Origin of the sequence: Halomicrobium sp. HM KBTZ05 (assembly GCF_041530035.1) — an archaeon.
Classification (GTDB): Archaea; Halobacteriota; Halobacteria; order Halobacteriales; family Haloarculaceae; genus Halomicrobium.
In genome coordinates, this window is the sequence record NZ_CP168057.1 from 1,800,605 (window position 1) to 1,812,897 (window position 12,293).

The 12,293-nt window shown below is 65.9% G+C and carries 11 protein-coding genes; 4 read left to right on the forward strand and 7 right to left on the reverse strand.

The window, feature by feature from the left end; genetic code table 11:
* Window positions 1–237 precede the first annotated feature (237 nt).
* Window positions 238–870 carry a transcriptional regulator GfcR gene (gfcR, locus tag ACAH01_RS09455; RefSeq protein WP_170094246.1) on the forward strand — a complete coding sequence of 211 codons (633 nt, stop codon included), beginning with the start codon at window positions 238–240 and terminating at the stop codon, window positions 868–870.
* Here gfcR and ACAH01_RS09460 read toward each other — a convergent pair.
* The 6 genes from ACAH01_RS09460 to ACAH01_RS09485 form a co-directional block, all read right to left on the reverse strand.
* Window positions 867–2,525, reverse strand: coding sequence for an alpha-glucosidase (locus ACAH01_RS09460; protein ID WP_372479007.1), 1,659 nt, complete (start codon window positions 2,523–2,525; stop codon window positions 867–869). The two genes, gfcR and ACAH01_RS09460, sit on opposite strands and share 4 nt — an antisense overlap.
* A 78-nt stretch (window positions 2,526–2,603) precedes the next feature.
* Window positions 2,604–3,701, reverse strand: a complete 1,098-nt coding sequence (locus ACAH01_RS09465) for a M24 family metallopeptidase (RefSeq protein ID WP_372479008.1) — start codon at window positions 3,699–3,701, stop codon at window positions 2,604–2,606.
* Complete coding sequence (locus ACAH01_RS09470; protein WP_372479009.1) at window positions 3,698–4,804, reverse strand: Gfo/Idh/MocA family protein; 1,107 nt, start codon at window positions 4,802–4,804, stop codon at window positions 3,698–3,700. Before ACAH01_RS09470 ends, ACAH01_RS09465 begins: the two co-directional genes overlap by 4 nt.
* Window positions 4,805–4,873: 69 nt before the next feature.
* Entirely contained in the window at window positions 4,874–5,596 is a 723-nt protein-coding gene (locus ACAH01_RS09475) for a TIGR00266 family protein (protein WP_372479010.1), read from the reverse strand.
* A 97-nt stretch (window positions 5,597–5,693) separates the two neighbouring features.
* Window positions 5,694–6,659 (reverse strand): sugar phosphate isomerase/epimerase family protein, encoded by a 966-nt coding sequence (locus ACAH01_RS09480; protein WP_372479011.1) that lies wholly within the window; start codon window positions 6,657–6,659, stop codon window positions 5,694–5,696.
* Window positions 6,660–6,717: 58 nt separating this feature from the next.
* Window positions 6,718–8,193, reverse strand: coding sequence for a methyl-accepting chemotaxis protein (locus ACAH01_RS09485; protein WP_372479012.1), 1,476 nt, complete (start codon window positions 8,191–8,193; stop codon window positions 6,718–6,720).
* 180 nt (window positions 8,194–8,373) lie between these two features.
* Here ACAH01_RS09485 and ACAH01_RS09490 point away from each other — a divergent pair, with 180 nt between their 5' ends.
* From ACAH01_RS09490 to ACAH01_RS09500, 3 genes are all read left to right on the forward strand, one after another.
* Entirely contained in the window at window positions 8,374–9,618 is a 1,245-nt protein-coding gene (locus ACAH01_RS09490) for a mandelate racemase/muconate lactonizing enzyme family protein (protein WP_170094239.1), read from the forward strand.
* Between the two features lie 241 nt (window positions 9,619–9,859).
* On the forward strand, window positions 9,860–10,540 hold the full coding sequence (locus tag ACAH01_RS09495; RefSeq protein ID WP_170094238.1) for a class I SAM-dependent methyltransferase: 681 nt from the start codon (window positions 9,860–9,862) through the stop codon (window positions 10,538–10,540).
* Between the two features lie 63 nt (window positions 10,541–10,603).
* Complete coding sequence (locus tag ACAH01_RS09500; protein WP_372479013.1) at window positions 10,604–11,590, forward strand: 1,4-dihydroxy-2-naphthoyl-CoA synthase; 987 nt, start codon at window positions 10,604–10,606, stop codon at window positions 11,588–11,590.
* A gap of 51 nt (window positions 11,591–11,641) precedes the next feature.
* On the opposite strand, the gene ACAH01_RS09505 is transcribed toward ACAH01_RS09500, so the two are convergent.
* Window positions 11,642–12,082 carry a DoxX family protein gene (locus ACAH01_RS09505; protein WP_208627971.1) on the reverse strand — a complete coding sequence of 147 codons (441 nt, stop codon included), beginning with the start codon at window positions 12,080–12,082 and terminating at the stop codon, window positions 11,642–11,644.
* Between the last annotated feature and the right edge of the window lie 211 nt (window positions 12,083–12,293).

The window sequence follows — 12,293 nt, forward strand, 5'->3', positions numbered from 1 at the left end:
ACGGTGGCCGGGTTTGGTGTGGGGGGTAACGGCAGATGTAGTGGGGGAAAGGGTGTCTGCCTCCGTCGTTCGGGGGGAGAACGACGGTCTGTGTACCCAGCCGTTCCCGATTAACAGCAGGTGTTGCAAAAGTCTGACGATCGGAGCCGTCGCTGCGGTGACCGTCGTCGGACGTGGGGAGTCCGGGGTCGTCGAGATCCCCCTGGGTATTAATCCCTCCCGGTCAGATGGACCACCATGAAGAACATCGACGATCTGATCGAGAGTGCGGCAGATCTGGCAGAGCACGGCCTTTCGAAGGGCGAGATCGCCGACGAGCTGAACGTCTCTCGGGAGACCGCGAGCTGGCTCGTCGAGCAGAGCGGGAGCGGGACCGACTCGACGAGCGAGCCCAACGGCGGCCCGTACGACATCCACGTCGACTGGAGCACGATCGGCAGGGACAGCAGCCGTCTCGCCGCGGTCGGCTCCGCGATGGCCGACCTCCTGCTCAAGCAGGGCGAAGCGGTCGACCTCGTGATGGGGATCGAGAAGGCGGGCGCGCCCCTGGCGACGACTGTCGCCCGCGAACTCGACGCCGACCTGGGGACGTACGCACCCAGCAAGCACCAGTGGGACGACGACAGCGACCAGTCGCTCGACGGCTCGTTCTCCCGGAACTTCGCCCAGATTCGCGGTCGGGACTGCTACGTCGTCGACGACACGATCACCTCCGGGACGACGATGACGGAGACGATCGAGGCGATCCGGAATCAGGGCGGGAACCCCGTCGCCTGTGTCGTTCTGGCCGACAAGCAGGGACTCGGCGACGTGAACGGCGTCCCGGTGTACTCGCTGCTGCAGGTCATCCGGGTCGGCTCCGAGGACTAGACGCGGTAGACGGCCGCTTCGTAGGGCCGGAAGGTGACATCCGAGAGGTCCGTCGGAGACCCGTCGTAGTTCGAGAGGAGACACGCTTCGGGTACCCCGACCGGGAGTTCGACGGACGCCGCGGACCCGGACGTGTTCAGCACGACGACGACGCGGTCGTCCTCGTGGCGTCGCTCGTAGGCGTACACCTGTCGGTCGTCCGGTAGCAGATCGCGGAACTCGCCGTAGATCAGCGTCGGCGTCGACGAGCGCAGGTCGATCAGCTCTCGGTAGTACGACAGCACCGAGTCGGGATCGGCTCGCTCGCGTTCGACGTTGACCGTGGGGTAGTTGGGGTTGGCGTCGATCCAGGGCTCGCCGTCGGTAAAGCCCGCGTGGTCGTCGTCGGCCCACTGCATCGGCGTCCGCGCGTTGTCGCGGGTGCGGTACTCGACGATCGACCTGACCGCGTCGTACTCGCAGTCGCGCTCTGCCATCAGCTCGCGGGCGTGGTTGATCGCGTCGACGTCACGGAGGTCCTCGATCGTCGGAAACGGCGCGTTCGTCATCCCCAGCTCCTGGCCCTGATAGACGAACGGCGTGCCCCGGAGCGTGAGCACGAACGTCCCAAGCATCGTCGCCGACTCCCGGCGGTACTCGTCGGGGTCGCCGTAGCGAGAGACGACGCGGGGCTGGTCGTGGTTCTCCCAGTAGAGCGCGTTCCAGCCGTCGTCGGCGAGTTCGGTCTGCCAGCGGTCCGTGATCGCCTTGAGCTCGGTTAAGTCCCACTCGCCGACCGACCAGCGCCCGTCGTCCCCGTAGTCGAGTTTCGTGTGCTGGAAGTGAAAGGCCAGGTCCAGCGGGCCGTCGGCCCCCGCGTAGGTCCGTGCCTGCTCGACGGTCAACTGGGGCATCTCGCCGACGGTCAGCCCGTCGTAGTTCGACAGGACGCGCTCTTCGAGTTCCACGAGGTAGTCGAGCAGTTCGGGTCCGTCGACGAAGTGCTCGGAGCCGACCCACTCGCTGTCGGGGTCGCCGTCCGGGAGCCCCGCGGCCTTCGAGAGGAGGTTGATCACGTCCATGCGGAAGCCGTCGATCCCCTGCTGGAACCACCAGTCGACGATCTCGTAGACGGCTTCGCGAACGTCTTCGTTGGCCCAGTTCAGGTCCGGCTGGCTCGTATCGTAGAGGTGGAGGTACTGCTCGTCCCGGACCGCGTCGTGTTCCCACGCCGACCCGCCGAAAAAGGAGTCCCAGTTGTTCGGCGGCTGGCCGTCGTCGGTGTCTCGCCAGTGGTAGAAATCCTCGTACTCCGGATCGCCGCGTCGCGATCGCTGGAACCACTCGTGGTCGACCGACGTGTGGTTGACCACGAGATCCATCACGAGGCGCATGTCGCGGGCGTGGATCTCGTCCAGCAGTCGACGCCAGGTGTCCATGTCGCCGAACGTCTCGTCGATCGACCGATAGTCGCTGATGTCGTAGCCGTTGTCACGCTGGGGCGAGTCGTAGACCGGGTTGAGCCAGATGACGTCGACGCCGAGATCGGCGACGTAGTCCAGTTTCTCGATGATACCTTGCAGATCACCGATCCCGTCGCCGTCCGCGTCGTAGAAGCTGCGGGGGTAGATCTGGTAGACGACCGCCTCCTTCCACCAGGTGCGTTCCTGTGCCATACGAGCACCACTAGAGAGTGCCTACTTAGACCTTTGCAAGAGATACAACAGCAGTTGTAAACAAATCTCGGCCGGGTGCTACAGGTGGAGTACGTCGTGGCGGTCGAGAGTCAGGTCGGCCCCGACGGCCGAGACCGTCGTCCGAGGCCACTCTCCGGTCACCGAGATGGGCTCGACGCGCTCGTCGGTGACCAGATGCGTGTCCTCGCTCTTTGCCCCCTGGACCGTCGGATTCCACGAGTACGCCATCGGCAGGAACACCGGCGCGTCGTGGGTCGGCGTCGCGATCCACTCGCGACCGGCGAAGCCGGCCGCACCGCCCTGGTGGTGGTTCTTCCACTCGCCGGACCAGCCGAGTTGGGCGTAGGCGTCCTGGACGGCCGCGAACACGTCGCCGGCAGTCCCTCCCTCGCGGCCGACGCGCCGGGTCGCCGCCAGCGCCGTGGTCTCGACGCGGGCGGCGTCGTCGGTCCGTTCGGCCAGCCACTCTGGGGCGTCGAAGGCGATCGTCCGGGAGGTACTGACGAAGAGTCCGTCCCGCATCGCCGTGATGCTCGCCAGCGCGTAGTCGCCGAGTTCCGTCTCTGTCGACGTGTAGTGTCGATACGCGGGCGCGCGCTCGCTCCCGCCGACGAGGACGACCGGTGCCCAGATCCCCTCGGCTTCGAGCTCGCGGTGGATGTCGGCCGTGATCTCCCGTTCGGTCGCGTCAGCGGTGGCGTCGCGCAGGACGCCCTCGAACGCCCTCGTCGCGTCGACGGCCAGCGAACGGTACTGCTCGATCTGGTCGGCCGTCAGGGGCTGTCGCAGATCACGCGCTTCGACGGTGTCGAACCCCTCGACGTCGAAGTCGGCGGCCGCGGGCTGCGGGCTGTGTGCACGGATCGCGTCGGCGACACCGTCCTCGTACCACTCGACGGTCTCGACGGGCACGTCACCGACCTCCTCGTCGATCAGCCGCTGGCCCTCGATGTTGTTGGTCACGACGGTCCGCTCGTCGCCGTCGTAGCCGACCGCGGCGATCCCGATGTCGGTCGCCCGGTCGACGATGTTGTTCCCGCCGCCGGTGAGCCACGCGAAGGAGTTGGGCCGTGCGAACCAGACCGCTTCGAGTCCCTCCCGTTCGAGGTAGTCGTCCAGCCGATCGAGCAGCGGCGCGACGGTCACGTCGGTCATGCGACGCTCACCCACTCGCCGCGCTCGTCGCTGCGCTCGATCGCGTCGAGGACCCGCTGGGCGCGGAGCCCGTCCTCGAAGCTCGGTTCGTAGTCGGTGCCGTCCCGGACGGCGGTGAGGAACTCGTAGTTCTCGTGGACGAAGGTGTGTTCCCAGCCGAGGACGTGACCGGGCGGCCACCAGTGGTCGACGTATGGATCGTCGGCGTCGGTCACCAGTATCGTCTCGAAGCCGCGGTTGTCAGCGCGCTTGAGCTCCAGTTCGTTGAGGCGTTCGAGGGAGAACCGCAGACTCCCAGCCGACCCCTCGATCTCGATCGTGTGGTCGTTCTTGTGCCCGTTCGAGAAGCGCGACCCCTCGAGCGTGCCCATCGCGCCCGACTCGAACTCGACCTGGGCGCTGTAGGCGTCGTCGACGGTGACTTCACGAGTGTCACCACTCCCTTCGACCGGGCGCTCGTCGACGAACGTCCGGAGGTGGCCGCTGAGCCGTTCGATGTCGCCCGCGGTGTCGCCGAGCAGGAAGTGCGCGAGGTCGACCGTGTGCGCGCCCAGGTCGCCCAGCGCGCCGCTGCCGGCCATCCCCTCGTCGTTGCGCCAGCTCCAGGGGGCCTCGGGATCGACGAGCCAGTCCTGGAGGTAGCGTCCGCGGAAGTGGTGGATCTCGCCGAGTTCGCCGTCGTCGATCAGATTGCGCGCGTACCGGAGTGCCGGCACGAAGCGGTAGTTGAACGCCGTCCCGGCGGTGACGCCCGCCGCGGCGTCGGCCATCGTTTCGGCCGCGGCGAGCGTGGGCGCGAGGGGTTTCTCACAGAAGACCGGCGTGCCCGCTTCCAGTGCCGCGATCGAGGGCTCGGCGTGGACGTGGTTCGGTCCGAGGTTGTAGAACACGTCGACCTCGTCGACCACCTCGCGCCAGTCCGTCGCGGTCCGATCGAAACCGAGCGTGTCGGCGGCGTCGGCGAGCGCCGCCTCGTCGCGGCCCACCAGCACGTCGCGGTTCGTCTGCGGTGCGTCCTCGAAGAACATGGGCAGGCGGTCGAGCGCGTTCGAGTGGGCCTTGCCCATGAACCGATAGCCAAGAATACCGATGTCGAGTGTCACACTCGGGGTTCGCTCCCTGGCCAGTATAGTTCTTGTCCTCGGAGCCACACCAGAGGGCGACGACGGGCGCTACAGGAAGTCGTCGACGTCGACGCCGCCGTCGCTGGTGGCCCCGCCGCTGTCACCGCCGGGGAGCAGCTCCGCGACTGCCGAGGCGAAGGCGTTGAGCCCGCGGGTCTGGTACCAGACCGTGCCCGGTCCGGTGAACTCGAAGACGAGCCCCTCGCCGCTGAGCAACGTCGACTTCATCCCGCCGGGACGCCGCGCGTCGAAGTCGACCGAGCCGTCCCAGGCGACGACGTTCTCGTTGTCGACGTGGTAGCTCTCGCCGGCCCCGAGCTCGATCGATTCGAGGCCGCCGAATGCCTCGACGAAGACGGTCCCGGTGCCTTCGAGGGTCAGGGGCGTGATGCTGGCCCCGGCGAGCATCGACTTGAGGCCGCCGAACTCGGTCTCGATCGAGATCGACGGCTCGGAAGCCAGCCACGCGCCGTCGACCGCGTAGATGGTCTCGTCGGACAGTTCGTACTGCATCACGTCGCCGGGCGTGGGCGGGGCGAGCGTGACCATGCCGGAGCCATCCGTGGCGGTGAACTCGTTGGCGAAGAAGGATTCGCCACCGAGCATCGACTTCGCGGAGCTGAGCAGCCCCTCGTTGCTCGTCGTCGTGTCCATCGAAATGTTGGAGGAGTGGGTCGTCATCGCTCCGGGCTCGGCGAGGATCGTCTCGCCGCTGCCGAGTTCGACGACGACGTGCGTGTAGGACGGGCGGTGTGTGAGTTCGAACTCCATCGTATCACCTGGGACGGCGTTCACAGAGTGCTACAATAAGCGTGCCGCTGGAAAGAACGGTCCAGCGGTTCCCAGCGACACGAGAGACTTCGGCGAGCTACACCCAGTGTGCCTGGCCGGGCGTCGTCTCGAAGATCACGTCGTCGAGGAGGTCGACGGCCTTCTCCAGGCCCTCGGTGGCGGAGGTCAGCGAGTCCTCGTGTTCGATCGAGAGCGCGCCGTCGTATCCCACCATCCGGAGCGTCGAGACCACGTCACGCCAGTGCTCTTCCCCGTGGCCGTAGCCGACCGAGCGGAACAGCCACGAGCGCTCCAGTTCGTCGGTGTAGGCGGTCGTATCGAGTACGCCCCGCGTGCGGGCCCGCTCCTCGTAGACTTTCGTGTCCTTCGCGTGGAAGTGGTGGATGGCGTCGCGTTCGCCCAGCAGTCGGATCGCGTCCGTGATCGAGATGTCCTGCCAGTACAGGTGCGAGGGGTCGAAGTTCGCGCCGACGTACTCGTTGGTCATCTCGCGCAGGTCCAGCAGCCCGTGGGGCTCGTAGACGAGCATGTTGGGGTGCATCTCGATAGCGACCTGCACGTCGTGGTCGGCCGCGTGCTCGGCCAGCTCGGACCAGTAGTCGACGGCCAGTTCCCACTGGTACTCCAGGGCCTCGGCGTGTTCGTTCGGCCACGGCGCGGTGATCCAGTTGGGGACCGTGCCGGCGTCGCTCCCCGCCGGCAGCCCGGAGAAACACGTCACGGCGTCGACCCCGAGCTGGTCGGCCAGCGTGATCGCCTCGCGGAGTTCGGTGTCGGCGCGGGCTGCGCGCTCGTCGTCCGGGTGCAGCGGGTTGTTGTGCGTCGCGAGCGCGCTGACTCGCATCTCGTACTCGTCGAGCAGGGCGTGTAGCTCGGCCTGTGCGTCCTCGTCGTCGAGGTACTGATCGCGCGGCAGGTGGTCGTCGCCGGGGAAGCCACCACAGCCGAGTTCGACGGCGTCGACGCCGATGCCGTCGAGATAGGAGAGCGCGTCTTCGAGAGACTGGTCACCCAGCGGGACGGTGAGTACACCTACGTCCATGAACGAGTTTACAATGGTCGTTGTAATAAAACCCTGGCGACGGGTCACGCGGCCGGCGTCACTCCTCGATGGAGTAGCGGTCGAACAGCGTCGAGAGCTGCTGAGAGCGCATGGAGAGCATCTTGACGTTGACGTACATCTCGCCGAGCGCGAGGTTCTGCTCTTCGGCGACGGCGGCGACGTGTTCGGCCTCTTCGACGTTCTCGCGGGACGTTTCGGCGGCGTCGTCGGCGATGGACGCGACCTCCTCCGAGCTGGCGGCCTGGTCGTCGGACGCGTCGCTGATCTCCTTGACGCCGCTGGAGGTCCGCTGGACGTGCTCCATGATCGACTCCAGCGATTCGAGGTTCTCCTCGACGGTCGTCCGGCCCTTCTCGACGGAGCCCTGCATCGCCTGGATCTCGTCGGCCGCCTGCTCGGTCTGGTCCTGAATCTCGTCCATCAGGCTCTCGATCTGGTTGGTCGCGTCTTTGGTCTGTTCGGCCAGGGACTTGACCTCGTCTGCGACGACGCCGAAGCCGTTGTTGTTCGCTCCCGAAGAGGCGTGTGCGGCCTCGATGGAGGCGTTCAGTGCGAGGATGTTGGTCTGCTCGGCGATGTCGTCGATGAGGTCGACGATCTGGCCGACCTCGTCCATCTGGTCGTTGAGCTCCTCGATCGACTCGACCACGTCTTCGGTTCGCTCCGAGGTCTCGTCCATCGCTTCCCGGGCCTCGCGGCCGGACTCGATCCCCTCGACGGTGCGTTTTTCGGTCTTGTCGGCCATCTCGGCGACCTCGTTCGAGGAGGCCGCGATCTCCTCGATCGTGGCCGACATCTCGCCCATCTCGTCGCTGATCTGTGAGATCTGCTCGTGTTGTTCGTAGAATACGTCGGCGATCTCCTGGACCGACTCCGCGACGTTGCTGCTCGCGTCCTTGACCGCCTGCGTCGCTGCGGTGACCTGCTCGCTGGAGCCCGCGACGTCCCCGGCGAAGTCACCGCCGGCACGGATCGTCTGCTCGAACGTCGCGGCCATCTCGTTGTACTCCGTGCCGAGTTCGTTCAGCGCGTCCGACGGCGTGTCGGTGGCCATCCTCCGTCCCAGTCGGCCCTCGCTGGCGGCGTCGAGAATCTCGCAGCTCTGCGCGATGTAGTCGTCCAGTTCTTCGATCGTCGCGGCGTTCTGTGCGGCGACGCCGCCGTCGGGCGCGGCGGCCGCCTCGCCCGCGGTCTCTGGAAGCGAAGACCGGGCCGTTTCGAGTTCGTCTCGGATCGACTGAAGCTCCGCTTCGAGCGTCGACCGGCGTGATTCGATCGTCTCCGTCTCGGCCCTGAGAGCCTCGACCTCGTCGGTCAGATCGTGCAGCCGTCCGGACAGTCGCCGGACGGAGTAGACGCCAGCCCCACCGGCAGCGACGACGCCCAGCACCGCCAGCGGGACGTACAGACCGCTCGGTGCGACGGCGGCGAGGAGTATCTGATACAGTGCGTGACAGAACTGTCCGCCGACGGCGAGTCCGACACCCCGTTTCGAAGTGAGTTCATTTATCATGAGTGACACGTTTTCGGGAGAGTTCTCTCGGCCCGACACATGGTCTTGTGTCACATACTGCGTCGGGTATAAAGTGATGTATGGTCCCATTTCAGGCGCTGATAATTCTGCCGACCGTCGGCGTGGACGCTGGAACACTGGATGGAATATCTTTTTAGGGGTTAGTCGGAACGTTCGGACATGGGAAACGACATCGATTACGCGGATCTGCACGACCCGAACGCGGAGTACACGATGCGAGAGCTGTCCGCCGAGACGATGGGTGTCACCGCCAAACGCGGCGGCGGCCGCGACGTCGAGATCACGGACGTTCAGACGACGATGGTCGACGGCAACTTCCCGTGGACGCTCGTACGTATCTACACCGACGCGGGCGTCGTCGGCACCGGTGAGGCCTACTGGGGAGCCGGCGTGCCGGAACTCATCGAACGGATGAAGCCGTTCGTCATCGGCGAAAATCCGCTGGACATCGACCGACTCTACGAGCACCTCGTCCAGAAGATGTCCGGCGAGGGCTCCGTCGAGGGGATCACCGTGACCGCGATCGCGGGGATCGAGATCGCGCTGCACGATCTCGCCGGCAAGATCCTCGAAGTGCCGGCCTACCAGCTGCTCGGTGGCAAGTACCGCGACGAGGTGCGCGTCTACTGTGACTGTCACACCGAGGAAGAGGCGGACCCGGACGCCTGTGCCGACGAGGCCCGCCGCGTCGTCGACGAACTCGGGTACGACGCCCTGAAGTTCGACCTCGACGTGCCAAGCGGCCTAGAGAAAGACCGCGCGAACCGCCACCTCCGGCCGGGCGAGATCCGCCACAAGGCCGAGATCGTCGAGAAGGTCACGGAGGAAGTCAAAGACGAGGCCGACGTGGCCTTCGACTGCCACTGGACGTTCTCCGGTGGCTCCGGGAAGCGACTGGCCGACGCCATCGAGGAGTACGACGTGTGGTGGCTCGAAGACCCCGTCCCGCCGGAGAACCTCGAAGTGCAGGAAGAGGTCACCAAGTCCACGAAGACGCCGATCACCGTCGGTGAGAACCGCTATCGAGTCACCGAGGAACGCCGACTGATCGAGAACCAGGCCGTCGACATCATCGCGCCCGACCTCCCGAAGGTCGGCGGCATGCGCGAGACCCAGAAGATCGCCGACGTGGCCAACCAGTACTACATCCCCGTCGCGATGCACAACGTCTCCTCCCCGATCGCGACGATGGCGAGCGCCCACGTGGGCACCGCCATCCCGAACGCGCTGGCCGTCGAGTACCACAGCTACGAGCTGGGCTGGTGGGAGGACCTGGTCGAAGAATCGGTCATCGAAAACGGCTACATCGAGATCCCCGAAGCGCCCGGCCTCGGCCTCACGCTGGACATGGACGCCGTCGAGGAACACATGGTCGACGGCGAGACGCTGTTTGATGAAGCATAACGGAGTGACGCTTCATCAAGCCCGACAGGCGAGCGCAGCGAGTCTGTCGGCGTTCGATCCGGCCGAGTAGTCGGATCGAACCGGCGAGTCTCCGATTCGACTCGTTCGACGAAGCGTAGCGAGCTTCGTCGGGCTCGCTGAGCAAAGCTCAGCGGTGTTCGACGATCCGTAGTGGAGTGACCCGGGCCCAAATGTCGTGGAGTCGATACCTACTTGTAGTCGAGAGTGATAGCTGCAGGTAATGTCGACGAGCAATCAGTTCGACGAGTGGGCGACATCGGGGCGGGAGCGTGAGATGGAAGACCACCACTGGCACACGGCAAAGCGGGCGCTCGCCCGGATGCCTGTCGAGGCCGGGGACACGGTGCTCGACCTCGGGACGGGGTCCGGGTACGCGCTGCGAGCGTTGCACGAAACGAAAGCCATCGACCGCGGCATCGGTCTCGACGTGAGTCGAGAGATGGCCTCGGCGGCGAGCGATCACACGGACACCGGCGCGCTCGACTTTGCGGGAGGCGATTGCCACCAGTTGCCTCTCGCCGCCGACAGCGTCGATCACGTCTGGAGTATGGAGACGTTCTTCTTCGCCAGGCAGCCGATTTCCGTCCTCGAAGAGATCCGACGAGTCCTTCGGCCCGGAGGGACCTTCTTCTGTGCGGTGAACTTCTACGAGGAGTCCGAGCAATCACACCGCTGGCGAGACCGGATCGACGCTCCGATGTCGCTTTGGAGTCGTGCGGAGTACCGGTCGCTGTTCCGCGAGGCCGGCCTGCACGTCGCCACGCAGGACACGATCCCGGACGAAGAAATCGAGATCCCACCCGCGGAAGCATTCCCGACCGAGGAGTGGGAGACGCGAGCGGCGATGGTCGACCGGTATCGGACCTGGGGGACACTCTTGACCGTTGGTGTGGCACCGTAATCGGTGACGTTCGTCCAGGGCCGGGTCAGTATCTTTTTGCGCGGCCCTGCCCCACTCTCGGCCATGGTTTCGGAGCTGTTCGACCCCGACGCGTGGGTGGAGATCGACCGCTACGACTTCTCGGACATCACCTATCACCGCGCCAGAGAGACCGGCGCGGTCCGGATCGCCTTCGACCGCCCCGAGGTCCGCAATGCCTTCCGCCCGGAGACCGTCGACGAACTCTCGACGGCGCTGGATCACGCAAAGCGCCTGACCGACGTGGGCTGTGTGCTCCTGACGGGCAACGGTCCCTCGGAGAAGGACGGCGGCTGGGCGTTCTGTTCCGGTGGGGATCAGTCGATTCGGGGAGAGTCGGGCTACGAGTACAGCGAGTCGCCACGCGACTCGGAACGGTCGAACGGGGAGGGGACCGACCCGCGAGACGATGCGGACGAAAATATCGCGTCCGAAGAGCCCTCGCTCGACGAGTTTCGCGAGGACGCCCCCGACAACGTCGGCCGACTCCACATCCTCGAAGTGCAGCGCCAGATTCGCCACATCCCCAAGCCCGTCGTCGCCGTCGTGCCGGGGTGGGCGGTCGGCGGCGGCCACTCGCTGCACGTCGTCTGTGACATGACCATCGCCAGCGCCGAGCACGCGAAGTTCCTCCAGACGGATCCCGACGTGGGGAGTTTCGACGGTGGCTTCGGCTCGGCGTACCTCGCCAAGCAGGTCGGCCAGAAGAAGGCCCGAGAGGTCTTCTTCCTCGGGAAGACCTACGACGCCGCCGAGGCGGCCGATATGGGGATGGTCAACGAGGCCGTCCCTCACGAGGAACTGGAGGCGACGGCACTGGAGTGGGCCGAGCGGATGAACGGCAAGTCACCGACGGCGATGCGGATGCTGAAGTACGGCTTCAACGCGACCGACGACGGGATGGTCGGCCAGCAGGTGTTCGCCGGTGAGGCGACGCGGCTGGCGTACATGACCGACGAAGCCCAGGAGGGACGGGACGCGTTCAACGAGGGGCGGGACCCGGACTTCGACGACTACCCCTGGCACTACTGATACTGTCGGCTGAAATCTGTGAAATTTCGCCGCCCGACGCGGGTCGGCGATCTAGAACAGCGCCAGCCCGACGCTGTAGGGCCAGGCGACCGCACCGAGGGCCGCGAACGCGAACGCGCCGCCGGCACCGAACAGGTTCTTCAGGAAGCTCGTCATCTCGTTTTGCCGTTCTTCGGGGTCGTCCATCGACCAGAAGTCGTGCATCGTGACGCCCGACAGCAGCAAGAACAGCCCGAGCGCGAAGCCCGAGACCACCGGGAACGCCCCGACGGCGATCCCCGCCCCCGCGAACAGAAGCAGGCCGCCCGAACCGACGACCGAGAGCTTCGGGGCCGGCAGGCCCTTGAACTGGGCGTAACCGACCATGTCTGCCGTGTTCGTGAAGTGGTTCACGCCCATGAACGCGAGGACGCCGCCAAAGAGGAGGCGTGCGAGCAAGAACAGCTCGCCACTGCCGGCGCTGGCGAAGAGTTCCGACTGAAGCGGGATCATGCGACCACCCTGTCTCGACGTTTCGTGAAGTTAGCTACTTTCATCACGTTACCAGCTACGGCGGTGCCGTATATATCGATTTGGCGACATTGCAGTTACCGGGTGACATCCGTGTCACGAGGGCGTGTCGCGCCGCGAAGCCACCCCCCAGCCGTGGCGCTCCCGACCCGATCGAACCGCAGTCGCTTTGGGCCTCCCAGCCCGAGTACGG

Excerpts from the sequence above, each read along its gene's own strand:
- ACAH01_RS09495 (WP_170094238.1), top strand. The coding sequence starts at position 9,860 with ATGTCGACGAGCAATCAGTTCGACGAGTGGGCGACATCGGGGCGGGAG.
- ACAH01_RS09460 (WP_372479007.1), bottom strand. The coding sequence starts at position 2,525 with ATGGCACAGGAACGCACCTGGTGGAAGGAGGCGGTCGTCTACCAGATC.
- ACAH01_RS09475 (WP_372479010.1), bottom strand. The coding sequence starts at position 5,596 with ATGGAGTTCGAACTCACACACCGCCCGTCCTACACGCACGTCGTCGTC.
- ACAH01_RS09505 (WP_208627971.1), bottom strand. The coding sequence starts at position 12,082 with ATGATCCCGCTTCAGTCGGAACTCTTCGCCAGCGCCGGCAGTGGCGAG.
- ACAH01_RS09465 (WP_372479008.1), bottom strand. The coding sequence starts at position 3,701 with ATGACCGACGTGACCGTCGCGCCGCTGCTCGATCGGCTGGACGACTAC.
- ACAH01_RS09500 (WP_372479013.1), top strand. The coding sequence starts at position 10,604 with ATGGTTTCGGAGCTGTTCGACCCCGACGCGTGGGTGGAGATCGACCGC.
- gfcR (WP_170094246.1), top strand. The coding sequence starts at position 238 with ATGAAGAACATCGACGATCTGATCGAGAGTGCGGCAGATCTGGCAGAG.
- ACAH01_RS09480 (WP_372479011.1), bottom strand. The coding sequence starts at position 6,659 with ATGGACGTAGGTGTACTCACCGTCCCGCTGGGTGACCAGTCTCTCGAA.
- ACAH01_RS09490 (WP_170094239.1), top strand. The coding sequence starts at position 8,374 with ATGGGAAACGACATCGATTACGCGGATCTGCACGACCCGAACGCGGAG.
- ACAH01_RS09485 (WP_372479012.1), bottom strand. The coding sequence starts at position 8,193 with ATGATAAATGAACTCACTTCGAAACGGGGTGTCGGACTCGCCGTCGGC.